The organism is Microbulbifer sp. ABH2_005, assembly GCF_056160005.1.
Genome location: NZ_JBSWWI010000001.1, coordinates 3,067,333 through 3,091,203, shown reverse-complemented (window position 1 = coordinate 3,091,203; position 23,871 = coordinate 3,067,333). Strand labels below are relative to the sequence as shown.

Genomic DNA, 23,871 nt, shown 5'->3' with positions numbered 1-23,871 from the left:
ACCGGAGGCCAAATGCTGTACAGATTGGGGGATAAACAGCCACAGCTGGAAGGTGAGGGCCACTATATTGCGCCCGGCGCCCATGTAATTGGTGATGTACGTATGTTCGCCCACAGCTCTGTGTGGTTTAACGCGGTGGTTCGCGGTGACTGTGCGCAGATCACCATCGGCGAAAATACGAATGTGCAGGATGGCGCCGTGCTGCACGCCGATCCCGGGACGCCATTAACAATTGGTACCGGCGTCACCATAGGCCATAAAGTGATGCTGCACGGCTGTGATATTGGCGACTACAGCCTGATAGGTATCAATGCCGTGATCTTAAACCGGGCCAAGATCGGCAAGTGCTGTATCATTGGCGCCAATGCGCTGGTGACCGAGGGCACAGAAATCCCCGATTACTCTATGGTGCTGGGCTCTCCCGGCAAGGTAGTAAAATCTCTCGATCCCGCCACCTACGAGCTGCTCAAAGCCAGCAGCGATCACTACGCGGCCAACGGCAAATATTTTGCCAGTGAGCTGGTCCTGCTCGAGTCTCTTGAGGCTAAATCTTGAGGTTTAAAGAAGTTGTCTGAACAACCGGTAAAAACCGTGCAGCCGAAAGAGCGCCCGGTAAAGTCCCCCTGTATCTCTGTCTGTGCCCTGAATGAGCAGGACTTGTGTGAGGGCTGTTTCCGCAGTGGCAATGAAATCAGCCGCTGGGGTTCTATGAACAATGATGAGCGCCGTGCAGTGTTAAAGCTCTGCATCGAGCGCGCGCGGCAAATGGGCCGACTCTGGTAAACAATCGATAGCGCTTTGTCGGGGCCGGGCCTCGCAGGGCCTGGAACTAAACGCGACTATGACTCAACCCTTTGTCCACCTAAGAATTCACTCGGAATTTTCCTTGATTGATGGCCTGGTACGTATCAAGCCCGCCATTGCCCGTGCCCAGGAGCTGGAAATGCCGGCCCTGGCGATCACTGACCAGTGCAACCTCTATGGCCAGATCAAGTTCTACCGGGCCTGTTTGGGTGCCGGTATCAAGCCGATTACCGCCGCGGATTTTTGGCTTAGCGAGGGCGGCGAGGGCAAGCCCACGCTAATCACGCTTTATGCGATGAATGCCGATGGCTATCGAAATGTCACCGAGCTGATCTCCCGCGCCTGGATGGAGGGCCAGTACCACGGTAACGCCTATATCAAGCGCGAATGGGTGAAAGAGTACAGCGAAGGGGTACTGATGCTGTCCGGTGCCAAGTACGGCGATGTAGGCCGTGCCTTGGTTGCGGGGCGTCGCGCCCAGGCAGAGGAACTAGCAAGGGAGTGGGCAGAACTGTTCCCCGATCGCTATTACCTGGAGCTGCAGCGCACCGGTCGCGCTGGCGATGAGGACTATTTGCATTCGGCGGTGGATCTGGCACAGACACTGAATTTGCCAGTGGTGGCCACTAACGATGTGCGCTTTATGGAAGAGAGCGAGTTCGAGGCCCACGAGGTACGTGTCTGCATTCACGAAGGCCGTGCACTTGATGACCCCCGCCGCGAGCGCCGCTATTCCGCCGAACAGTATTTCCGCACACCGGAAGAGATGTGGGAGTTGTTTGGCGATATCCCCGAAGCCCTGGAAAATACCGTGGAGATCGCCAAACGCTGCTCCGCGCCAATCCAGTTGGGTAAATACTTCCTACCAGAGTACCCCATTCCCGAGGGTATGACCGAAGACCAGTTCTTCGAGAAAGTCTCTTACGAGGGCATGGAGCGGCGCCTGGAAACTATCCTGGACAAGTCCGCCGCTGACTATGCCGAGCGCCGCAAGGTCTATGAAGATCGCCTGCGTTTTGAGCTGGATATCATTATCCAGATGGGATTTCCGGGTTACTTCCTGATCGTAATGGACTTTATCCAGTGGGCCAAAGACCACGATATTCCGGTGGGCCCGGGGCGGGGTTCCGGTGCCGGCTCGCTTGTGGCTTACTCGCTGGATATTACCGATCTGGACCCGCTGCAATACGATCTGCTGTTCGAGCGATTCCTCAACCCGGAGCGGGTATCGATGCCCGACTTCGATATCGACTTCTGTATGGAGAAGCGCGACCGGGTAATTGGCTACGTAGCGGATAACTATGGCCGCCAGGCGGTGAGCCAGATTATTACTTTCGGCACCATGGCCGCGAAGGCGGTGGTGCGGGACGTGGCGCGGGTGCAGGGCAAGTCCTACGGCCTCGCCGACAAGCTGTCCAAAATGATTCCCCCCGATGTGGGCATGACCCTGCAAAAGGCCTTCGACCAGGAAGAGATTCTACGGGAATTCCTTGAGAGCGATGACGAGGGGCAGGAAATCTGGGAGATGGCCCTGCAGCTCGAAGGGGTGTCCCGTAACGTGGGCAAGCACGCTGGTGGTGTCGTTATCGCCCCCACCAAGCTCACCGATTTTGCGCCGCTTTACTGTGACGAGACCGGCGCGGGCCTGGTCACCCAGTTCGATAAAAACGATGTGGAAGATGCGGGTCTGGTGAAGTTCGACTTCCTCGGCCTGCGGACACTGACCATCATCGACTGGGCCAAGCGCATGGTGGATGAGACCCGTGCGCGCGAGGGTGAGGAGCCCCTGGATATTGCCGCGCTGCCGCTGGACGATGAAGAAACCTTCAAAATGCTCAAAAGAGCGGAGACCACCGCGGTATTCCAGCTGGAATCCCGCGGTATGAAGGACCTGATCAAGCGACTGCAGCCGGACAACCTGGAAGATATGATCGCCCTGGTAGCCCTGTTCCGCCCGGGCCCACTGCAGTCGGGCATGGTGGATGACTTTATTAACCGGAAGCACGGCCGCGCCCAGGTGGCCTACCCGGATGCAAAATACCAGCACGAGAAGCTGAAACCGATCCTGGAGCCCACTTACGGGGTGATTGTTTACCAGGAACAGGTGATGCAGATCGCCCAGGAGTTGGCGGGCTATACCCTCGGTGGCGCCGACCTGTTGCGTCGGGCAATGGGTAAAAAGAAACCGGAGGAAATGGCCAAACAGAGGGCCACTTTTGAAAATGGGGCAAAAGAGCAAGGCATCGACCCCGAACTTGCGATTAAGATCTTCGACCTGGTAGAGAAGTTCGCGGGTTATGGCTTTAACAAGTCTCACTCGGCAGCTTACGCACTGGTGTCCTATCAAACTGCCTGGCTGAAAGCCCATTACCCGGCCCAGTTTATGGCGGCGACCATGTCTTCGGATATGGATAAGACCGATAAGGTGGTGACCTTTATCGAAGAATGCCGCGCCATGGAGTTGGTGTTGGTGCCGCCGGATGTCAATCTGGGCAGCTTCCAGTTCTCGGTGGATATCGACAACCGCATTATTTACGGTCTCGGTGCCATCAAGGGCCTGGGTGAGGGGCCGATTGAAAATATTATTGCGGCGCGAAAGGAGGGCGGTCCCTTTACCGACCTGTTTGACTTCTGCTCCCGTGTCGATCCGCGCAAGGTGAATAAGCGTGCACTGGAGGCGCTGGTGCGCTCCGGTGCTTTTGACACTATCGGGCCGGAAACTGACGGCAGCGATGGACTGGATTATTCTCGCGCAGTGCTGTTTAACGCACTGGATGAAGCGGTAAAGGCGGCGGAACAGCAAAAGGCCAATGCCAATGCCGGCATGATGGACCTATTCGGCGAGGTGGTGCCCCAATCTTCCGACGGCGATGTGTACGAGGATTTCCGTCGTACCCGCTGCTGGAGTATTCGCGAGCGCTTGGAGGGTGAGAAAAACACCCTGGGTCTGTACCTCACCGGCCACCCCATCGACGAATATGCCGATGAGCTGCAGCATTTGGTGAAGGCGCGAATCGCCGATTTAAAACCCGGCCGTGAAGCACAAAAAGTGGCAGGTTTGGTGGTTGCCATGCGAGTGATGAAGACCAAGCGCGGTGATTCCATGGCTATTGTTACCCTGGATGATCGCAGCGGTCGTATTGAGGCGGCCATGTTCAGCGAGGCGTTTGGTGAGCACCGCGACAAGCTGGCCAAGGATGCATTGCTGGTACTCGAAGGCCCTGTAGCCAATGACGATTACAGTGGCGGTCTGAAAATGACCGTAAATGGGGTCTCCACTCTGGATGAGCTGCGCCAGAGCCGGGTGACCGGTGTGCGTTTGCAAGTCGATACCGGTGTTGCAGCACCTGGACTGGCCAAGCGTCTGGCCTCGTGTTTGCAGCCTTATACCGGTGGCCAGTGCGGGGTCAGCCTGGAAGTGTTGCGCCACGATGCGCGAGGTCTCTACCGCCTGCCTCCACAGTGGAATGTGGAGCCGAATGACCAGATGGTTCAGTCCCTGCGGGAGCTGCTGGGCCGGGAGCGGGTGGCGCTTCAATACGCTGAACGGCGTTAAAGTCCACTGGGCTCGACTGGTCGGTTCTGTACAGTTAAGCTATGTCGCTGTGATTGCCCAGTGGCATGGAAAAGAGTTAAGGCGCAGATTTCATGAATTTCAACTTTCTCGAGTTTGAGCAGCCGATTGCAGAGCTGGAAAGCAAAATTAAAGAGTTGCAGCTGGTCGGGGACGACAATGAGCTGAATATCGCCGATGAAGTGACCCGGCTGCGGGATAAGAGCAGAACTCTGACCGAGTCCATCTACTCAGACCTGAGCCCCTGGCAGGTAGTCCAGGTGGCCAGACATCCGCAGCGGCCTTACTCCAAGGACTATATCGAGCGACTGTTTACCGATTGGGACGAGTTGCACGGCGATCGCCACTTCGGTGATGACAAGGCAATTATTGCCGGTATCGCCCGTTTAAATGGCAAGCCGGTCGCGGTGATCGGCGAAGAGAAGGGCCGTACTGTTAACGAAAAAGTCGCTCGTAACTTCGGTATGCCTAAGCCTGAGGGGTATCGCAAGGCGCTGCGTATTATGGAAATGGCCGAGCGCTTCAAAATGCCGGTGCTGACTCTGATCGATACTCCAGGGGCTTATCCGGGTATCGACAGTGAAGAGCGCGGTATCAGTGAGGCCATTGCCCAGAATCTGGCAGTGATGTCCCGTTTGCGCACGCCGATTATTTGCACCGTGATCGGTGAGGGTTCCTCCGGTGGCGCCCTGGCGATTGGTGTCGGGGATCAGCTCAATATGCTGCAGTACTCTACCTACTTTGTGATTTCCCCTGAGGGCTGCGCGAATATTATCTGGAAAACCGTAGAGAAGGCCCCGCTGGCGGCTGAGGCTATGGGGGTGACTTCCAGTGTATTGGAAGAGTTGGGTATTGTGGATGAAACCATTCCCGAACCCCTCGGCGGTGCCCACCGCGATCCCGATGCTATGGCCGTGAGCCTGAAAGAGCGCCTCGGTGAGCAACTGGAGCAGCTAAGTGCTATCCCCATCAATGAGCTGCTGGAGAAGCGTTACCAGCGCCTGATGAGCTACGGCAATATCGTTTCTTAATATTCTCCAAGGGATAGCTCCCTATCACGGAGCTGTCCCTTTTTGCGCTCCTGGTTTGTCCTCCTGGGAGCCCTGCCTCTTTTTATTCGATTCAAGCTGTCTGTTTGACGGCATCCCTTTATATTAGACCGGCCATTCGCCTCTTATTATTGATTCGCTTCGCTACTTGAACGCATCAAAGACACTTTGCGTAGTGCCCTATTGCCCCCATTTTTGGCCCCCCTTATCGAAAACCGCTGCAAGGCCTCTGTGCCCCCATGGTAGAAAGTAAAAAGAATAACAAGTGTTTAGGTGCTGGCTTGCCGTTTACGGTACAGCCACAGCAGAAGTTTCTGGAAAATAAATATGGCGATTTTGCAAAGTAATACGGCAACGGATGCTGGACAGTTGCAAGCTGGCGATCATGCGGGGCAAAAATTTGCTCTTGTAGCTTTGACCTCACTGTTTTTTATGTGGGGTTTTATAACCTGTTTGAACGATATCCTGATTCCCTATCTGAAGGGTATTTTTGAGCTGAACTATGCCCAGGCAATGCTGGTGCAGTTCTGCTTTTTTGGGGCTTATTTTTTAGTTTCCCTGCCGGCGGGTAGCCTGGTGAGTAAAATCGGTTACCAAAAAGGTATCGTCACAGGCCTTACTATTGCGGTGCTGGGTTGCCTGCTATTTATTCCCGCGGAGCGTATGGAGGTCTATGGGTTATTCCTTGGGGCCCTGTTTATTCTCGCTTCCGGTATCACTATCTTACAGGTATCGGCCAACCCCTATGTCGCCGCATTGGGAGATGAGCGCACGGCACCCAGCCGCCTGACATTGACCCAGGGCTTTAATGCACTAGGTACCACCGTAGCCCCACAATTCGGTGCATTATTAATTCTCCCGGCTGCAGGAGTTGCCGCCGGCGCAGTCAGTGCCTCGGTGATCGAGGTGCCTTACCTGATTCTGGCGGCTACCCTAGCCGTGTTGGCCCTGGTTTTTGCGTTTTTGAATCTGCCATCTATTGTCAGTAATACTTCACAGACATCATCGCAGATAGGTGAAGCTTCAGCCTGGAGTTATCGCCATCTCGTTTTAGGAGCGGTAGCGATTTTTGTCTATGTCGGCGCGGAAGTTTCAATCGGAAGTTTCCTGGTGAATTTTATTGCCGAAGACTCCATAGCAGGTCTGGAGGAGTCTGAGGCGGCTTTTTATATCTCACTCTATTGGGGTGGGGCCATGGTTGGGCGCTTTGCCGGTGCCTTGATTATGCGTTTTATTTCCGCGGGGAAAGTACTGGCAATTTGTTCCCTGGGCTCCTGTCTACTTCTGCTTATTACCGTGGCGGCTGATGGCTACCTGGCAATGTATGCTGTTTTGGCGGTGGGGCTGTGTAACTCCATTATGTTTCCAACAATTTTCAGTTTAGCTCTTGCGAGACTTGGCAAGGCGGCTAGCCAGGGTTCTGGTATCTTGTGCTTGGCTATAGTCGGCGGCGCTATAGTGCCGTTATTGCAGGGATTGTTGGCGGACCAAGTGGGTATCCAGTTGGCATTTGTGCTGCCTATTTTCTGTTATCTCTACATTCTTTATTACGGTGCCATTGGTCACCGCCCAGACAAACGCGCTTAATTTTTTCTTCTCTTCTGAGCTCGTTTAGCCGGTATTTCCATACCGGCTTTTTTTTGCTTACAAATAAATGATTACCCTGTATTAACTGGAGGGCAGTGTGGTTGAAGTCTTTCTCGTTTGAGAATTTTAGGTATACCGGCAAATCCCTGCCAGTATTGAGTGAATGGAAGTGGACGTCTTATCAGGAAACTTCCGAAGCTACGCGTCGATTGGCTTCGAGAAATTCCTTGATCGGTAGGCGATAGTTACGGCTGACTTTAACTTTGGCGCCGCTAGTTAGGGTGAGAAAGTACTCCCCTTTGGTAAGTACTTTGATGTGTTCGATATAGTTGAGATTCACTAGGGTGGAGCGGTGAATACGCTTGAAATTATCCGGGCACAGCTGTTTTTGCAGGTCTTTGATGGTGCTGCGCATAACATGGGTTTCCCCTTTTACATGCACACACATATAGTCACCGGCAGCATCTATCCACTCGATATCCTGCTGATTGACCATAGTAATACTGCCGCGATCCTTAATCGCTAAGCGATTGTTGATCACTGGGGTGCGAGTCTCAGAGGCTTGTCCCTTGGTTGAACTCATTTCCTCAATAGAGCGCAGCAGCCGGTTTTTTTCTTCCTGGTGGATGTCTTTTTTGCCGGCATGTGCCAATTGCAAGCGTTGGCGTGCGCGATCAAGGGCGGTTTCTAGGCGAGCGCTATCTAAGGGTTTTAAAACATAATCGACAGCGTGAACCTCAAAAGCTTTGAGGGCATATTCGTCGAAAGCAGTGGCGAATATTACCAATGGTATGGTATCGGCCTGTAGACGACTGACCACATCAAAGCCGTTCATGCCTGGCATTTGTACATCCAGAACCAGTAGGTCTGGACTGTATTCAGATACGGCTTGCAACGCCTCACGCCCATTGCGGCAGCAGGCGGCAATTTCTATATCCGGGAATTCCTCAAACATGCTTTGCAGCAGGCGCAGGGCTAGGGGTTCGTCGTCCACCAGCACGACAGTGAGTTTGTTCATTGGACTTCTCCCTGTGTTTCATTGGTGGGGTGCGTGGATTTTTCCAGCGGTATATCGATTCGTATCGACATGCCGCAATCAGGTTTTTCCTGTTGTTCTATACGGTAATTCTGTGGGTATAGGCTGGAGAGCCGCTCCCGTACATTCTTAAGTCCGACACCGGTGGAGCTGGCCTGAAAATTTCTCTCGCCGGCGCAATCTTCTGAGCAGCCTGAATCCTGTACTTCCAGTAATAGGCGTTGGCCACTACTCTTCGCATGGATTCTAATGGTGCCGCCCAGTTCATTGGGAGCGATGGCATATTTAACTGAGTTCTCAACCAGTGGCTGCAGCAACATGCTGGGCACCAGTGCATGCCGGGCCGTTTCATCGATACTGAGGTCAACGGCCAGGCGGTCGGCAAAACGGGTTTTCTCAATATCCAGATAGAGCAGTACCGCTTGCACTTCCCGCTCGAGCTCTACTTTTTGCATGGGGCTCTCCTTAAGGGAGAGGCGTAAAAAATCGCTGAGGCGTACCACCATTTCGCGTGCTTCATCGGCCTGTTGAAAGCGAATCAGGGCGTTGATGGAATTCAGTGTATTAAACAAAAAATGTGGGTTGAGCTGATAACGCAGCATTTTAAGCTGGGCCTCATTGGCGATGGCCTCTGCCTGGAGCCTGCGCAGCTGCTCGCGCTCGTTGACTGCAGCTACCTCAAGCATTTTCTTGTGCTCACCCTGAAGCAGTATGTGGTATTTAACCCCGCAGTAGAGTGCACTCCAGAAGAGAAAGACAAAGAGGGAGGCATAATACCAGCCGCCGAATTCAGACCAGATGGAGTGTTCCCCGCTCAAGCGGATATAGGCCTCCATGCGCACCAGGGTCCAGATGCCGGAAATCACCGCAACGGCGAGTAGATAAATAACTGTGCGAACGGCCAGTTCAGAGTCCCAGGCGATATCAAAAATGGGTCTCAGGAATACCGAGAGAACAAAAGCCACAGCACACTGGAAAATAGTATTTGCCGGCTCGAAGCGCGGCCACTCAGTGGGTGAGTGCCAGAGAGTCAGGGAGAGGAATGTCACCAACAAAATGCCAATCCAGCTGACCAGCTGTAATTTCCAAAACCAGCGGGTCGAAGGAATTTCCGCAGTTGCATTCCAGTATTGACGGGTAGAGTACTGCATGATGTCCCGTATATTTAATTTTGTGAAAATGACGGGATAGACGCTCATCATCGCGTTCATTATTATCCGGAAGATATTACCTTGGCTTACCGGAGCCCGCCAGTGGGCCTGTGCGCCGAGATTCCAGCTTAGCCCTTATTTGGTCCTTTTTGTCGCTTTTCGGGGTGATTAGTCAAGTTACTTTCGGCAATCTGGACCCATAAGACAACTTTCATTGAGTGAAAGTGTTTTTTTATTAAGGGCTTTAAAAATTTGCACTTTTTATCCTTAATTTTCCACTGGCGACTCAAAAGCGTTTAGGAAGAACAGTATAATCGCCGAGAAACGAGTTTGAAATTTGGGGATCGCTTTCCAATGCGCCAGATGTTGCCCGAGTCGAGTCTTCACTCGAACGAAATGGCTGTTTGTGATTCAGATGCCCAGGCCCAAGAGGGGCGCTCTCCAGGGTATTTAAATCTCGCAGCGTTGACTTCTCTTTTCCTTCTGTGGGGTTTTATCACCGGGCTGAATGATGTTCTGGTGCCACATCTTAAAAATGTTTTTGAGCTGAGTTATACCCGCGCTGTCCTGGTACAGTTTTACTTTTTTGCGGCCTATTTTCTGGTTTCTGTGCCAGCTGGGTTGCTATTGCGTAGAGTTGGCTACCAGTTGGGGTTGGTCTTTGGATTATTGGTGGCTTGTGCCGGTTGCCTGGTTTTTATTCCTGCGGCACGCCTGCAAATCTATGAAGTGTTTCTATTGGGGCTTTTTGTACTGGCTTCCGGAATTACAGTATTACAAGTATCGGCAAATCCCTACGTTATCGCTTTGGGGAGTGCCAAAACGGCTCCAAGTCGTTTAAACCTGACCCAGGCATTTAACTCTCTGGGAACTACCTTGGCGCCGGTTGCCGGTGGTGCCGTTTTTTTTGCCGCGATTTCAATGGGCGCCGATCCCGATACGGCAACTAGTGTCGATGAATTTCGCGCCAGGGAGGCAGCCCTGGTGGAAAAGCCCTATTTCTGGTTGGCGGTAGTGCTGTTGATGATGGTGGCTTTTTTCTCCTGGATTCGCCTGCCGGCGATCCCCGAACACCGCCTTTCTCACAGTACAAGCCCATCCCGCAGTGAGACTTTTTCCATCTGGCGCTTTCCCAGGTTGACCCTGGGGGCTATTGGTATTTTTGCCTATGTAGGCGCCGAGGTGGCTATAGGAAGTTTCCTAGTTAGCTTCTTTAGTGAATCCTCTGTTGCTGAAATGCAGTTATTTGAAGCGGCAAAGTATGTTTCCTACTACTGGGGCGGCGCTATGGTAGGCCGTTTTGCCGGGGCTCTGCTGCTGCGCTATGTCTCTGCGGGAAAAACACTGGCGGTGTGTTCGCTGGGTTCCGTAGTGCTTATCGGGGTGGCGATGCTCTCCTCTGGTTATCTGGCTGTATGGTCGATTGTCGCTGTGGGGGTTTGCAACTCCATTATGTTTCCAACCATATTCAGCCTGGCGCTGCGAGGTTTGGGTCAGTACACCAGTCAGGGCAGCGGTGTCTTGTGCATGGCCATTGTTGGCGGTGCGGTTATTCCATTACTTCAGGGGGTGCTCGCGGATGAAGCGGGTATTCAGATTTCTTTTTTAGTACCGCTGCTGTGCTACTGCTATATCGCTTATTACGGTGCTTTTTCTCCGACCCTGCGTGGCGCTGCGGTGGAGTAGTGGGCAAAGGCAGTTGAAACTTTGCACCAGGCTATTTTTAAGTAGTCCAGCTAGAAAAGGTTTTCCGCCTTGTCTGTGATTTGGCCCAATCCATCGGATTTCTATTGGCGCTCCTCGGCAAGTATTGCACTTTGCTCCGTTGATACCGTTGTGTGGAATACCTGAAATCCAATCGAGGCCTTATTGGCTGTGATAGGAATTTGGGGGTTTACACTGAAATAATAATATCTGTGTTACTCATTCTGGTAGCTATGGAATTGGTAGGGCAGAAGGACAAGCGTGGGAAAACTTTGGGAGTTATCCGTGAAATTTAAAAAACGATTTTCACTGAGCTTAATGCTCTGTGTCTCGGCACTTGTTGGCTGTCAGCCGCAGGGGGAAGAAGTTCCGGCAAAAGAGGATAGCTCCCAGATAAGCAGTGGCGGTAGCCTGGAAAACTGGCCGCTACTCGAGCCCGCGTTTCCACACAGCGAAAAGTTGGAAGCGCGTATTTCCGAAATCATGTCACGCATGTCTCTGGAAGAGAAGGTGGGGCAAATGATTCAGGCGGAGATCCGCCAGGTCACCCCTGAAGATGTTAAGAAATATCACCTGGGCTCTGTGCTAAACGGTGGTGGTGCCTTCCCAAACAACGATAAGTTTGCCACGCCTCAAGATTGGCTTGCGCTTTCCAATGCCTTTTTCAAGGCTTCCATGGACACTTCCGATGGTGGTGTTGCTATTCCCTTGATTTGGGGCTCCGATGCGGTGCACGGCCACAATAACGTTATTGGGGCAACCCTTTTTCCCCACAATATTGGCCTCGGGGCAGCGAGGGATGCTGAGCTGATCGAGCGTATTGGTCGCGCGACCGCCCGCGAGGTCGCTGTTACCGGTATCGACTGGACTTTTGCCCCCACTGTGGCGGTAGTGCGGGATGACCGCTGGGGGCGCACTTACGAAAGTTACTCTGAAGATCCGGCTGTGGTGGCTGACTATGCGGAAGCCATGGTGAAAGGCTTGCAGGGGGCCAAGGGTGATGCCGGTTTCCTGCGCGGGGAAAACCTGGTGGCCACGGCTAAGCATTTTGTCGGTGACGGTGGAACTGCACGCGGAATCGACCGCGGGGATAACGCTGTGCCTGAAAAGGAACTGGCAGAAGTGCATGCGGCTGGTTACCTGACCGCTTTGCCCGCTGGTGTGCAAACGGTAATGGCTTCTTTTAATAGTTGGAATGGTGAGAAGCTGCACGGCCATCAATACTTGCTCACAGATGTTTTGAAGGAGCGTTTGGGTTTCGATGGATTTGTAGTCGGGGACTGGAATGGCCACAGTTTCGTGCCGGGTTGCACCCTGGAAAGCTGTGCTGCCGCAATTAACGCCGGTTTGGACATGTTTATGGTGCCTGCGGATTGGAAGGCCCTCTACAACAATACCTTGGCACAGGCGAAGAGCGGTGAAATCCCCACTGAGCGTTTGGATGATGCGGTGCGCCGCATACTGCGAGTGAAGCTTCGCGCGGGTCTGTTCGAGCGCAACATGCCTTTGGCGGGCAAGGCTGGCATTCTCGGTAATGCCGAGCACCGCGCTATTGCCAGAGAGGCGGTGCGCAAGTCTTTGGTGCTAATGAAAAACAATGATCAATTGTTGCCGCTGGCCGCGAAGCAGAATGTTCTAGTCGTCGGCGATGGGGCCGACAACCTCTCCAAACAAAGTGGTGGTTGGACAATATCCTGGCAGGGCACTGGTAATACCCGTGAAGATTTTCCCGGTGCCACTTCCATCTTTGAGGGCATCGCCGCAGCCGTAAAGAGCGTGGGTGGTGAAGCCATACTGAGTGAGGATGGAAGCTTTACCGATGCCAGCTTTGCCAACGGCAAGGCACCCCAGGTGGCTATTGCCATTTATGGTGAAGAACCCTACGCGGAATGGCATGGTGATATCACAAATCTGGAATACCAGCGGGGTAACAAGAAAGATCTGGCACTGTTGAAGAAATTGCGCGATCAGGGCATTCCGGTTGTCAGTGTTTTCCTATCTGGTCGCCCGCTCTGGGTGAATAGTGAACTGAATGTATCGGATGCTTTTGTGGCTGCCTGGCTACCGGGGTCTGAGGGCGCCGGTGTGGCCGATGTGTTATTCCGAGATGCCAAAGGTGAGATTCGCTACGATTTCACTGGTAAGTTGCCTTTTAGTTGGCCGATGTACACCAATCAAACGGTTTTGAACCCATACCACGAGCACTACGATCCCCTGTTTGCCTTGGGTTACGGTTTGAGCGCGGGTGAGGAATCATTGGTCAGCAGCGACTTACCTGAGACTAACGAAAATATGGCTGCAGGAGGACTGGAGGATGCCTGGTTATTGGTCTCCCGTCCGCGCGCTCCCTGGGTATTGAATATTGCCGAGGACGGAGCCGAGGTAGTTCCAGTGAATGGCAACCGTGCAGCCAGTGGTGAAGATAACAATATCGTTGTAACTTCGATTGATATGTCGTCTCAGGAAGATGCGCGTTTATTCGAATGGAAGGGCCTGCGCCCTGGTGCCGTGCAGTTGTCTGCGGAGTATATGCAGAACTTGGGCGTTTATTTGGAGGAGGGTTCAGCCCTGAGTCTGAATATTCGCATTGATCAGGAACTGCGTAAGCCGTTACAAGCTGCAGTGACCTGTGGAGAGGGCTGTATTGCCAGGGTGCCACTGCAGTCCACCCTGAAAAGTATGCCTCTGAATGATTGGACCCGTCTCTCGGTAGACCTGCAATGCTTTGCCAAAGCTGGTGCTGACTTTAGCAAGGTTTTCAGTGCGTTCCGCTTGGAGAGTGAGGGTGCTGCAGCGATAGCCGTAGCCAATGTACGATTGGTGCCCGATGCCGCAGTGTCTGCCGAAATTCGCTGTGACGGCTAGTCACTTTCATTCCTAGCGACTTTTATTCATGAAGTGCCCAGGCCAGCCAGCATTGGGGCCTGGGCCGCATCTCTTAGGGACTCAATCCTAGAGGTTAAAACTCCAGCATCGCAGGTGCCTATCAGATACCTATCTGATAGCTTGCTGGCAAGCCACAGCCCTTCAATATTCTGCTTCCCGCTTAACAGTTCATCAACGCCAGTTCCCAGCACCGGTATACTGTGTCGATCTCAGTTCCAGGGTATAGGCAGTGATCTCCAAATCCGCAGCAAATTCTCTAACGCAACTTATAAAGTCCGCGATGCAGCGTCACCCGGTAAAGGGGCAGTTATGGGTAGGGTTTTCTGGTGGTTTGGATTCCACTGTTTTGATGCACCTTCTCAATCAGAATGGTATCCCCGTTCGGGCAGTGCATGTGCACCATGGCCTCAGTAGTAATGCCGAGCGCTGGCTTCGCCATTGCGAAGTCTTTGCCCGCGAACTCCAGGTGCCTTTCACTGCGGTGCGTATGCAAGTTGATAGAAGCGATGGTGGGGTGGAGCAGGGGGCGCGCAAGGCTCGCTACAAGGCTTTTGATTCGATGATGTCCTCCGGTGATCAAATATTGCTCGGCCACCATGGGGATGACCAAGCGGAAACCTTTTTATATAGGCTAATGCGTGGAGCGGGCGTCCTTGGGCTCTCTGGTATGGCGGAGAGTAGGCCGTTGGGCGAAGGTAAATCCTTACTTCGCCCTTTGTTGTCAGCCGGGCGCAGCGAGTTAGAGGCATGGGCGCTTGAACACGGGCTCAGCTGGATTGAGGATGAGAGTAATGCCGATGAGACTTTTGAGCGCAACTACTTGCGCCGAAAGGTCATGCCTCTGTTATCCGCACGCTGGCCGGCGCGGCAGAGTATTCAGCGGGCTGCGGATAATCTCAGGGAGTCAGCGTTACTACTGGAGGAGTTGGCACTTGGCGACTTGCAGGCCTGTGATATCAGGAAAGAAAGGTTTGGGGAGAGTCTCCTCATATCGGCATTTAGCGATTTGAGTCTTGCGCGACGCAAAAATCTATTGCGGAACTGGATTTTGCGACAAGCTGGTATGGCGCCGGAATCAGTGGCCTTACAGGAAGCTTTGGCGCAGATAGAGAGAGCGAGTGCCGATGCGCAAGTGGAAGTGCGCTTGGGTCGACGCGTTGTACGCCGCTTTCAGCAGCGTTTATACCTGACCCCCATTCTGGAATCCTTTGCCAGCACCGATGAAGAACTCCTTTGGGATGGTGTCTCAGCACTACCACTCCCTAGAGGTGGCGTGTTGGAACCGGCGCCAGACTGGCCCCAGGGAGCATATCAAGTGAGGTACCGTCGGGGTGGTGAACGCACTCAGCCTCGCAATCGGCCACGTTCCCAGATGCTCAAGAAGGTTTTGCAGGAGTGGGCACTGGAACCCTGGCTGCGAGACAGGGTACCCCTGGTCTACCTGAATGGGGAGCTGGTAGCTGTCGCCGGGTTGTTCTGCTGTAAGGTGGGCTCAACTGTGCCAGGAGCGCCTTTGGTGAAACCGCCCAGCTGGCGGTTTTTCGATTGAGCGGGAAGGGGTTTTCTGCTACCCTGGCGCCCCGTCTCAAAGGCACCGGGAGAAGCTGGATTATCCGCCCGGGCCAGCCCTGTAAGCTCGACATTCATCGAGCGCTCAACTGACCAAGGTTTTGCATGACGCGCTATATTTTTGTAACTGGTGGCGTGGTTTCCTCGTTGGGGAAAGGTATCGCCTCCGCCTCTCTGGCCGCCATTCTGGAGGCCCGTGGCCTCAAGGTTACCATCCTCAAACTGGACCCCTACATCAACGTAGACCCGGGTACCATGAGCCCCTTCCAGCACGGTGAGGTGTATGTCACCGAGGATGGTGCCGAGACTGACCTGGACCTGGGTCACTACGAACGCTTTATCCGTACCCGGATGTCCAAGCGTAACAACTTCACCACCGGCCGTGTGTACGAAACCGTACTGCGTAAAGAGCGCCGCGGTGACTACCTGGGTGGCACCGTACAGGTGATCCCCCACATCACCGACGAGATCAAACGTCGTGTGGTAGAAGGTGGCCGCGATGTCGATGTGGCTATTGTTGAAATCGGTGGCACCGTAGGTGATATCGAATCTCAGCCGTTCCTGGAATCTGTGCGTCAGCTGCGTGTGGAAATGGGGACCAACCGTGCCCTGTTGATCCACCTGAGCTATGTACCGTTTATCGCCACTGCCGGTGAAACCAAAACCAAGCCGACCCAGCACTCTGTAAAAGAGTTGCGTTCTATCGGCTTGCAGCCGGATATTCTGCTGTGCCGCTCTGAGCGTGAGATCGATGAGGATTCCCGCCGCAAGATTGCACTCTTCACCAATGTTGAAGAGCGCGCTGTAGTACCGCTGCCTGATGCTAAGACCATTTATGGCGTACCGCGCCTGCTGCATGGCTATGGCCTCGATGATATCGTTGTGGAGAAGCTGCAGCTGGAATGCCAGGCACCGGATCTATCCGAGTGGGACGAAGTGGTCGATGGCAAGCTGAACCCTCAGCACGAAGTGAAAATTGCCATGGTTGGCAAATACATGGAGCTGCTGGACGCTTACAAGTCCCTGATCGAATCCCTGACTCATGCGGGTATCAAACACCGCTGCAAGGTGGATATCGACTTTATCAACGCGGAAGACGTTGAGGGTGAGAACGGCATCGACCTGATCAAAGATGCCGATGCGATCCTGGTTCCCGGTGGATTTGGCGAGCGCGGCTTGGAAGGCAAGCTGGAATCTGTGCGTTACGCTCGTGAAAATAATATCCCTTACCTGGGTATTTGCCTCGGTTTGCAGTCTGTAGTTATCGAGTATGCGCGCAACGTACTCGGCCTGGAAGGCGCCAACAGTACTGAATTCAATACCAAGACCCCGCATCCGGTTATTGGTCTGATCACTGAGTGGATCGATAGCGAAGGTAAAATTGAAAAGCGTGACGAGCAGTCTGACCTCGGCGGTACCATGCGCTTGGGTGGTCAGGAATGTCGCCTGGCTAAAGACTCCAAGGCCCGTGAAATTTACGGTGCCGACGTCATCGTAGAGCGCCACCGTCACCGTTACGAAGTGAACAATAACTACGTTGATCGTCTGCAGCAGGCCGGTTTAAAAATTGGCGGCTGGTCTGCCGATGACACCCTGGTAGAAATGGTTGAGCTGCCGAACCACCCCTGGTTCGTTGCCTGTCAGTTCCACCCGGAGTTTACCTCTACTCCACGCGATGGCCACCCGCTGTTTGAAAGCTTCATTGCAGCTGCAATGAAGCAGCGTGAAAACCAGGGTTAAACAGTAATTCCATCCCTGGCCTCAAGGCCGGGGGTGAAATAACAGGGAGCAGACAATGAAAACCATTGAAGTCGGAAATATCCAGGTTGCCAACGACAAGCCTTTCGTGCTGTTTGGTGGCATGAATGTACTGGAGTCCCGCGACCTGGCGATGCAGGTGGCTGAGCACTATGTAAAAGTCACCGAAAAGCTGGGTATTCCCTATATTTTTAAAGCGTCTTTTGACAAGGCCAACCGTTCCTCCGTGCACTCTTATCGCGGGCCGGGAATGGAAGAGGGCCTTAAGATTTTTCAGGAAATCAAAGACACTTTTAAGGTTCCCCTGATTACCGATGTCCATGAGATCTACCAAGCTGCGCCTGTAGCCGAGGTCGTGGATATTATCCAGCTGCCAGCCTTTCTCGCTCGCCAGACCGACTTGGTTGCTGCTATGGCCGCTACCGGTGCGGTAATCAATGTGAAAAAACCGCAGTTCATGAGCCCACCTCAGGTAAAAAATGTGGTGGAGAAATTTGCGGAATGCGGTAACGAAAACATTATCCTGTGTGAGCGTGGAGCCTGTTTTGGTTACGACAACCTGGTTGTCGATATGCTGGGCTTCAGCACCATGATCAATGCTTCTGGCGGTGCACCACTGATTTTTGATGTGACGCACTCTTTACAGATGCGCGATCCTTCCGGTGCCGCTTCTGGTGGCCGTCGCGCCCAGGTAACCGAACTGGGCCGTGCAGGTCTGGCTATTGGCATTGCTGGCTTGTTCCTGGAAGCACATCCAAACCCAGACAAGGCCCTGTGCGATGGCCCCAGTGCATTGCCCCTGGACAAGCTTGAGCCATTCCTCGCACAGATGAAAGCGGTGGATGATTTGATTAAAGGCTTTACGCCACTGGATACCGAATAAAAGAAAGAATTAGTTTGCGCGCGCCCTTTTAGCGCACTGCAGGTTAGCGCACTGTAGGTCGCTTGGTACTTACTCTGAGGCTGTCTTAATTATAGAGGCGGCCATCAGAAATATTCTCAAAAATAAATTTTGAAATAAGTATCCCAAGAATAAGCGTTCTAAGTTGTGCGCGCAGTCATTTGTAAATTTCTTTCAGTCATTACCTATTTTTAATACGTAAAAAGTTTAGTTAGTACCAATACGGAGCCCATTGTTAATGAGCAAGATTGTCGCTGTTAAAGCCTATGAAGTGCTGGATTCCCGCGGAAACCCTACCGTTGAAGCCGATGTGATTCTGGAGGATGGTTCCATTGGTTCCGCCTGCGCTCCTTCCGGCGCCTCTACCGGTTCTCGCGAAGCTCTGGAATTACGCGATTGCGATAAGAGCCGTTACCTGGGCAAAGGGGTATTGAAAGCGGTTGAGAATATCAATACTACTATCGCCGACCTGCTCAAAGGTATGGATGCAACCGATCAGCGCGCCCTGGATAAAGCGATGATCGATGCCGATGGTACTGAAAACAAAGCCAAGCTGGGTGCCAATGCCATCCTGGCAGTTTCCCTGGCGGCAGCCAAGGCTGCAGCAGCTTCTAAGAAAATCCCGCTGTATCAGCATATTGCCGAAGTGAATGGCACTCCCGGTCAATACACCATGCCGGTACCAATGATGAATATTCTCAACGGTGGTGAGCACGCCGACAACAATGTGGATATTCAGGAATTTATGGTGCAACCGGTTAAGGCTGAGTCTTTTGCCGAAGCTCTGCGTCAGGGTGCTGAGATTTTCCACTCCCTGAAAAAGGTACTGTCTAGCAACGGCCTCAACACCGCTGTTGGCGACGAAGGTGGTTTTGCTCCGAATCTGCCTTCCAACGAAGCTGCCCTGAAAGTCATTGCTGAAGCCGTGGAGAAAGCCGGCTACACCCTGGGTGATGACATTACCCTGGCACTGGACTGTGCTTCCTCTGAGTTCTACAAAGATGGCAAGTACGACCTGGCAGGTGAAGGCAAGCAGTTCGATAGCGAAGGTTTCGCCAGCTACCTGGCCGAGCTTTCCGCAAACTATCCGATCCTGTCTATCGAAGATGGCATGGATGAAAGCGATTGGGATGGTTGGAAAGTGCTCACCGATAAGATTGGTGACAAAGTACAGCTGGTCGGTGACGACCTGTTCGTAACCAACACCAAGATCCTCAAAGAAGGTATCGAGAAAGGTGTGGGTAATTCTATCCTGATCAAGTTCAACCAGATCGGCTCCCTGTCCGAGACTCTGGATGCGATCAAGATGGCTAAAGATGCTGGCTACACCGCTGTGATCTCTCACCGCTCCGGTGAAACCGAAGACACCACTATTGCCGACTTGGCTGTAGCTACCGCTGCCGGTCAGATTAAAACCGGCTCCCTGTGCCGCTCCGATCGCGTTGCCAAGTACAACCGCCTGCTGCGTATCGAAGCTGAACTGAACGGTTCTGCACCATACCGCGGCCGTGCTGAATTCAAATAATCAACTTTTGAATTGCACGCTGGTATTGCAGAGGGCTTCCTCTGCAATACCTCTAATACGAACAAGCGAAATATCGTAATCTCGTATGAAATGGCTGCTGGGAATTCTTACCTTTATTCTGCTTGCCACTCAGTATCGCCTCTGGGTCGGTGATGGCAGTCTCGCCGAAGTTACCCGTCTCAAACGACAACTCGCTCAACAACAGGAAAAAAATGCAGCTTTGGCACGGGAAAACCGCCAGTTGTTGAGAGAAGTGCGAAGCCTGAAAGAGGGCACTGATGGTGTCGAAGCCAAGGCACGCTATGATCTGGGGTTGATTAAGGAAGGGGAAACCCTGTTTATCTTCCTGGATTCGGAAGAGGCTAAAAAGTGATTACAGATTATTGGGTGATTGTACCCGCTGCAGGCGTTGGTAAACGCATGGGGGCAGACCGCCCCAAACAGTATTTACCATTATTGGGGCGCCCCTTGTTGTCCCTTACCCTGCGAAATATTTTAAGCTGGCCGGGGCTCGCTGGTGTTGTTGTGGCCTTATCAAAAGATGATGCATTTTTTCCACACCTGAAAGAAGCTTCGCACCAGCTAATACATACCGTGACTGGTGGTGTTGAGCGGGCAGATTCTGTCCTCTCGGCCTTGGAGTTTCTCGCCCAACGGGAGCAGGCAGATACCCCAGTGCTGGTACACGATGCCGCGAGGCCATGTGTTGCACTGGGAGACATTCATGCACTGTTGCATAGCCAGGTTGCACAGACTGCGCTGTTGGCACGTCCCGCCAGCGATACAGTTAAGCGAAGCCGTGATAAAGGCGGCATTCCATGTGTTGAGCAAACCCTGGATCGCAAACAGGTCTGGCTTGCGCAGACCCCCCAGCGAGCCCCTCTTGAGCTACTGCGCTCCTGTCTTAGCCAGGCCTTACAGCAAGGTCAAGCTGTTACCGACGAAGCCAGTGCCCTGGAAATTTTTGGTCACTCTCCGCAACTTGTTGAAGGGCGGAGCGATAATATCAAAGTGACCCATCCCACCGATATTGTAGTGGCAGAGACCATTTTACGTCTGCGTTACGCTCCCACAGAGGATCATCGATAGTGAGTTTTCGAGTTGGCCAGGGTTTTGACGTTCATGCGTTTGGCCCTGGTGATCATGTTGTACTTGGCGGAATAAAAATTCCCCATAGTTTTGGTTTGAAGGCTCACTCCGATGGGGACGTGTTGCTGCACGCCCTGTGTGACGCACTTCTTGGTGCTTTGGCACTCGGTGATATCGGTCATCATTTTCCTGATACGGATGAGCGCTATAGTGGTGCTGATAGTCGTGCCCTTTTACAGCATGTTATGGCACTGCTTAGGGAGAAGGGATATCGCCTGGTGAACGCGGATACCACACTGGTTGCCCAGGCACCCAAGATGGCTCCTCATATCGAAGCCATGCGTGACAACATTGCCGCAGATTGTGGCGTGGATGTCGCTGATATCAGTGTGAAAGCAACGACTACGGAGAAACTTGGTTTTACCGGCCGGGGCGAAGGAATTGCGGCTCAAGCCGTTGTGTTAATTGAGCGAAGTGATGTCTGAGGTCTGGAATCTGAATTGGCCCCGCGCTTTGGGTGGGGCGGCAATCTCTGCTGACTTCCGTACGGTTGCGGAAGATTTTGTTGTCGATGAGCTGGCATTTCCCGAGCCATCAGAGGATGGCGAGCATGTCTACCTGCATATCAAGAAGCGGGGTGCCAACACTGCCTGGGTGGCAAAGCAGCTGGCTAATCTCGCCGGAGTACGTCCCCTGGATGTGAGCTACTTTGGGCTAAAGGATCGGCATGCAGTAACCACGCAGTGGTTTAGTGTTTGGCTCGGACAGAAACCAGAGGCAGACTGGTCACAGATCAATAGTGATGAGGTTTCACTTCTGCAGTTTTTCAGGGGTGCCCGTAAGCTGCGTCGCGGTGAGCATGCTGGTAATCGGTTTAAAATTCGTCTTCGCAACGTCTGCGGAGATCGAACGACTGCGGAAAAGGTGCTTGAGCAAATTGGCGGTGGATTGCCAAATTATTTTGGTGAGCAGCGCTTCGGTATTAATGGCGGCAACCTGGATTTGGTGCGTAATCTGGCAGAAGAAGAGGGGCGTTGCCGCAAGAGCGAAAAGGCCTTCGCTATGTCGGCTGCGCGCAGCTGGCTGTTTAATCAGATATTGGCTGAGAGAGTTACTATCGATAACTGGCAGCAATGTCTTGAAGGTGAGCCACAAAGTGAGTCAACTGGCCCTCTGTGGGGGCGTGGCAGGAACCTCGCCTCGGGCCCTCAAGGTGAAATAGAGCAGCGAGTATTAGAGAAGTGGCAGGCTTGGTGTAACTGGCTGGAACATTGCGGGCTCAAGCAGGAGCGCAGACCGCTGATTCTCCGTCCAGAGGCCTTTCGTTTTGAGTGGCAGTCCGACGACCTCCTTTTGGAGTTTGCTTTACCGCCCGGCGCATTTGCAACAGCCCTACTCAGGGAGGTGGCACAGCTGGTCAATGTGAACTCGGACACATAAAATTTGTGGCTGAAAGCGAGAGAGTTATACAGGGGATGGAAATAGACAGCTTATGGACCGCTTGAGACACGAAGGCTTGGGGATGACCTCCCAGCGCACCCGTAATCGCTTGATCCAGCGATTGCGGGATGAGGGCATTAGCAATGAAGAAGTCCTCGATGTAATGGCTTCAACTCCAAGGCATTTGTTTCTGGATGAAGCCCTGGCGATCCGCGCCTATGAGGACACCGCTCTGCCAATAGGTTATGGCCAGACGATATCCCAGCCCTATATCGTTGCCCGTATGACGGAATTGCTGCTGAGTAGAGCCAAGTCTCTGCACCGGGTGTTGGAGGTAGGCACTGGTTCCGGTTATCAAACCGCCATACTCTCTCGACTGGTTGAACAACTTTTTTCTGTCGAGCGTGTCGAACCGCTATTGGATAAGGCCCGACAGCGCCTGACCGAGCTGGGTTACCAGAATATTGAATACAATCTCAGCAGTGGTGGTTTTGGTTGGCCAGAAAAAGGGCCCTACGATGCAATCCTGGCAGCAGCGGCTCCTTCGACAATCCCCGATGAGCTGAGGCAACAGTTAGGTCCCAACGGTGTCTTGGTTATTCCGGTGGGTTCGGAGCAGCAGCACCTGATGATGATCTCTCGGCGCCAGGATACTGATCAATTCGATGTGGAGAAGCTAGAAGCAGTGCGTTTTGTACCGCTGCTAAGTGGTGTTGTTCGATGAAATTTAGTGAGCTCTTCAAGAGCCGTTACCCTGGCGTAGTATTGCGTGGAATGGGGATGGGCGCAGCAGATGTGGTTCCGGGGGTTTCCGGGGGTACCATTGCTTTTATTACTGGTATCTACCAAGAGTTACTCGATTCTTTGAGCCGGATAGGCCCTCACTGCATCACAATTCTGCGGGAGGAAGGGCTGTCGGCAACTTGGAAGTATATTAATGGTAGCTTCCTGTTATCCTTGTTTTTAGGGGTATTGATCAGTATCTTCAGTCTGGCAAGGATCATTAGCAGCCTATTGGAGCAATACCCTATTCTGGTCTGGTCTTTCTTCTTCGGCCTGGTGTTGGCTTCCACCTTCCCGATCCTTCGCAATATTCCCAAGTGGACTCTTTCGACGGTTGTCTTTCTTTTGTTGGGGATTGCGTTGGCAGTTGCTGTCAGTGAGCTTCGTCCCGGAGATATCCCGGCCACTCCGCTCACATTATTTTTTTCTGGGGCACTGGCTATTTGTGCGATGGCATTACCCGGAATATCCGGTGCCTTTATCCTGCTCATGATAGGGATCTACCCTAAGGTACTTGCTGCAGTGCATGAGCTGCAAATATCGAATTTATTATATTTTGCTGCTGGAGCAGCTTTGGGACTTATGCTCTTTAGCCGATTACTTTCCTGGTTGATGCATAAATATGCTGCCAGAACATTGGCTTTTCTTGCCGGAATTTTACTGGGTAGTCTAAAAATAATTTGGCCTTGGAAGCTCCCAATGGATGGCGCTGAAGCCGTTTCCAGTAAGCTCACGCCACTGCTCGCTAATACGTCCCCGTCGAACTTTATGGCCCAAACTGGTGAAAATGCGAGTCTGGGGCCGGCGGTTATTGCGGCCCTGGCAGCAGCGATATTGGTTCTTGCGGTGGACTATTTTGGCGGGGGCCAACGAGGAAAATCCTACGCCACGCCGCAATAAGATCTGGAATATCTCGGTATGGCAGCTTTTTATGAAGCTTTTTCAGAGATTTTTAGAGCTTTTCTTTAGACACTTTTTCCATAAATGCCGTGGTCTGATGTAAAAAGAGAATAAT

The 23,871-nt window shown here is 52.9% G+C and carries 19 protein-coding genes; 17 read left to right on the top strand and 2 right to left on the bottom strand.

The genetic code is table 11. The annotated features are described in order from the left end of the window. The first annotated feature begins 12 nt into the window (after positions 1–12). The 5 genes from ACXAFI_RS13490 to ACXAFI_RS13470 all read left to right on the top strand — a co-directional run bounded on the left by ACXAFI_RS13490 (position 13) and on the right by ACXAFI_RS13470 (position 7,014). Positions 13–555, top strand: a complete 543-nt coding sequence (locus ACXAFI_RS13490) for a gamma carbonic anhydrase family protein (RefSeq protein WP_475109223.1) — start codon at positions 13–15, stop codon at positions 553–555. Positions 556–567: 12 nt separating this feature from the next. Beyond that, positions 568–783, top strand: coding sequence for a DUF1289 domain-containing protein (locus ACXAFI_RS13485; RefSeq protein WP_475109222.1), 216 nt, complete (start codon positions 568–570; stop codon positions 781–783). A 58-nt stretch (positions 784–841) separates the two neighbouring features. After that, positions 842–4,360 (top strand): DNA polymerase III subunit alpha, encoded by a 3,519-nt coding sequence (dnaE, locus tag ACXAFI_RS13480; RefSeq protein ID WP_475109221.1) that lies wholly within the window; start codon positions 842–844, stop codon positions 4,358–4,360. 92 nt (positions 4,361–4,452) lie between these two features. Next, on the top strand, positions 4,453–5,409 hold the full coding sequence (locus tag ACXAFI_RS13475; RefSeq protein ID WP_475109220.1) for an acetyl-CoA carboxylase carboxyltransferase subunit alpha: 957 nt from the start codon (positions 4,453–4,455) through the stop codon (positions 5,407–5,409). A 345-nt stretch (positions 5,410–5,754) separates the two neighbouring features. Further along, on the top strand, positions 5,755–7,014 hold the full coding sequence (locus tag ACXAFI_RS13470) for a sugar MFS transporter (RefSeq protein WP_475109219.1): 1,260 nt from the start codon (positions 5,755–5,757) through the stop codon (positions 7,012–7,014). Between the two features lie 181 nt (positions 7,015–7,195). Here the strand turns inward: ACXAFI_RS13470 and ACXAFI_RS13465 are convergent, their stop codons facing one another. Both ACXAFI_RS13465 and ACXAFI_RS13460 read right to left on the bottom strand, forming a co-directional pair. Then, the gene (locus tag ACXAFI_RS13465; RefSeq protein ID WP_444921448.1) at positions 7,196–8,032 is read right to left on the bottom strand and encodes a LytR/AlgR family response regulator transcription factor; all 837 of its coding nucleotides are present in this window, start codon (positions 8,030–8,032) and stop codon (positions 7,196–7,198) included. Further along, entirely contained in the window at positions 8,029–9,201 is a 1,173-nt protein-coding gene (locus ACXAFI_RS13460; protein ID WP_475109218.1) for a sensor histidine kinase, read from the bottom strand. Before ACXAFI_RS13460 ends, ACXAFI_RS13465 begins: the two co-directional genes overlap by 4 nt. A 330-nt stretch (positions 9,202–9,531) precedes the next feature. On the opposite strand from ACXAFI_RS13460, the gene ACXAFI_RS13455 reads away from it, so the two are divergent. The 12 genes from ACXAFI_RS13455 to ACXAFI_RS13400 all read left to right on the top strand — a co-directional run bounded on the left by ACXAFI_RS13455 (position 9,532) and on the right by ACXAFI_RS13400 (position 23,756). Next, complete coding sequence (locus ACXAFI_RS13455; RefSeq protein WP_475109217.1) at positions 9,532–10,887, top strand: sugar MFS transporter; 1,356 nt, start codon at positions 9,532–9,534, stop codon at positions 10,885–10,887. 303 nt (positions 10,888–11,190) lie between these two features. Beyond that, the gene (locus tag ACXAFI_RS13450) at positions 11,191–13,770 is read left to right on the top strand and encodes a glycoside hydrolase family 3 protein (protein WP_475109216.1); all 2,580 of its coding nucleotides are present in this window, start codon (positions 11,191–11,193) and stop codon (positions 13,768–13,770) included. A gap of 250 nt (positions 13,771–14,020) precedes the next feature. After that, positions 14,021–15,340 carry a tRNA lysidine(34) synthetase TilS gene (gene tilS / locus ACXAFI_RS13445; protein WP_475109215.1) on the top strand — a complete coding sequence of 440 codons (1,320 nt, stop codon included), beginning with the start codon at positions 14,021–14,023 and terminating at the stop codon, positions 15,338–15,340. A 125-nt stretch (positions 15,341–15,465) separates the two neighbouring features. Next, positions 15,466–17,100, top strand: coding sequence for a CTP synthase (locus ACXAFI_RS13440; protein ID WP_152454399.1), 1,635 nt, complete (start codon positions 15,466–15,468; stop codon positions 17,098–17,100). A gap of 55 nt (positions 17,101–17,155) precedes the next feature. Continuing rightward, positions 17,156–18,001: a 3-deoxy-8-phosphooctulonate synthase gene (gene kdsA / locus ACXAFI_RS13435; protein ID WP_475109214.1), complete on the top strand. Its 846-nt coding sequence runs from the start codon at positions 17,156–17,158 to the stop codon at positions 17,999–18,001. Between the two features lie 256 nt (positions 18,002–18,257). Further along, the gene (gene eno / locus ACXAFI_RS13430; RefSeq protein WP_475109213.1) at positions 18,258–19,544 is read left to right on the top strand and encodes a phosphopyruvate hydratase; all 1,287 of its coding nucleotides are present in this window, start codon (positions 18,258–18,260) and stop codon (positions 19,542–19,544) included. An 85-nt stretch (positions 19,545–19,629) separates the two neighbouring features. Continuing rightward, positions 19,630–19,917 (top strand): septum formation initiator family protein, encoded by a 288-nt coding sequence (locus tag ACXAFI_RS13425; RefSeq protein ID WP_226645888.1) that lies wholly within the window; start codon positions 19,630–19,632, stop codon positions 19,915–19,917. Then, complete coding sequence (gene ispD, locus ACXAFI_RS13420) at positions 19,914–20,633, top strand: 2-C-methyl-D-erythritol 4-phosphate cytidylyltransferase (RefSeq protein ID WP_475109212.1); 720 nt, start codon at positions 19,914–19,916, stop codon at positions 20,631–20,633. Before ACXAFI_RS13425 ends, ispD begins: the two co-directional genes overlap by 4 nt. Continuing rightward, positions 20,633–21,118: a 2-C-methyl-D-erythritol 2,4-cyclodiphosphate synthase gene (ispF, locus tag ACXAFI_RS13415; protein ID WP_475109211.1), complete on the top strand. Its 486-nt coding sequence runs from the start codon at positions 20,633–20,635 to the stop codon at positions 21,116–21,118. Before ispD ends, ispF begins: the two co-directional genes overlap by 1 nt. Further along, positions 21,111–22,073: a tRNA pseudouridine(13) synthase TruD gene (gene truD, locus ACXAFI_RS13410; RefSeq protein WP_475109210.1), complete on the top strand. Its 963-nt coding sequence runs from the start codon at positions 21,111–21,113 to the stop codon at positions 22,071–22,073. Before ispF ends, truD begins: the two co-directional genes overlap by 8 nt. Positions 22,074–22,125: 52 nt before the next feature. Beyond that, positions 22,126–22,797 (top strand): protein-L-isoaspartate(D-aspartate) O-methyltransferase, encoded by a 672-nt coding sequence (locus ACXAFI_RS13405; RefSeq protein WP_475109209.1) that lies wholly within the window; start codon positions 22,126–22,128, stop codon positions 22,795–22,797. Then, positions 22,794–23,756 (top strand): DUF368 domain-containing protein, encoded by a 963-nt coding sequence (locus tag ACXAFI_RS13400; protein WP_475109208.1) that lies wholly within the window; start codon positions 22,794–22,796, stop codon positions 23,754–23,756. Before ACXAFI_RS13405 ends, ACXAFI_RS13400 begins: the two co-directional genes overlap by 4 nt. Positions 23,757–23,871: the final 115 nt, after the last annotated feature.

Excerpts from the sequence above, each read along its gene's own strand:
- ACXAFI_RS13490 (WP_475109223.1), top strand. The coding sequence starts at position 13 with ATGCTGTACAGATTGGGGGATAAACAGCCACAGCTGGAAGGTGAGGGC.
- dnaE (WP_475109221.1), top strand. The coding sequence starts at position 842 with ATGACTCAACCCTTTGTCCACCTAAGAATTCACTCGGAATTTTCCTTG.
- ACXAFI_RS13475 (WP_475109220.1), top strand. The coding sequence starts at position 4,453 with ATGAATTTCAACTTTCTCGAGTTTGAGCAGCCGATTGCAGAGCTGGAA.
- ACXAFI_RS13470 (WP_475109219.1), top strand. The coding sequence starts at position 5,755 with ATGGCGATTTTGCAAAGTAATACGGCAACGGATGCTGGACAGTTGCAA.
- ACXAFI_RS13465 (WP_444921448.1), bottom strand. The coding sequence starts at position 8,032 with ATGAACAAACTCACTGTCGTGCTGGTGGACGACGAACCCCTAGCCCTG.
- ACXAFI_RS13460 (WP_475109218.1), bottom strand. The coding sequence starts at position 9,201 with ATGCAGTACTCTACCCGTCAATACTGGAATGCAACTGCGGAAATTCCT.
- ACXAFI_RS13440 (WP_152454399.1), top strand. The coding sequence starts at position 15,466 with ATGACGCGCTATATTTTTGTAACTGGTGGCGTGGTTTCCTCGTTGGGG.
- kdsA (WP_475109214.1), top strand. The coding sequence starts at position 17,156 with ATGAAAACCATTGAAGTCGGAAATATCCAGGTTGCCAACGACAAGCCT.
- eno (WP_475109213.1), top strand. The coding sequence starts at position 18,258 with ATGAGCAAGATTGTCGCTGTTAAAGCCTATGAAGTGCTGGATTCCCGC.
- ACXAFI_RS13425 (WP_226645888.1), top strand. The coding sequence starts at position 19,630 with ATGAAATGGCTGCTGGGAATTCTTACCTTTATTCTGCTTGCCACTCAG.
- truD (WP_475109210.1), top strand. The coding sequence starts at position 21,111 with ATGTCTGAGGTCTGGAATCTGAATTGGCCCCGCGCTTTGGGTGGGGCG.
- ACXAFI_RS13405 (WP_475109209.1), top strand. The coding sequence starts at position 22,126 with ATGGACCGCTTGAGACACGAAGGCTTGGGGATGACCTCCCAGCGCACC.
- ACXAFI_RS13400 (WP_475109208.1), top strand. The coding sequence starts at position 22,794 with ATGAAATTTAGTGAGCTCTTCAAGAGCCGTTACCCTGGCGTAGTATTG.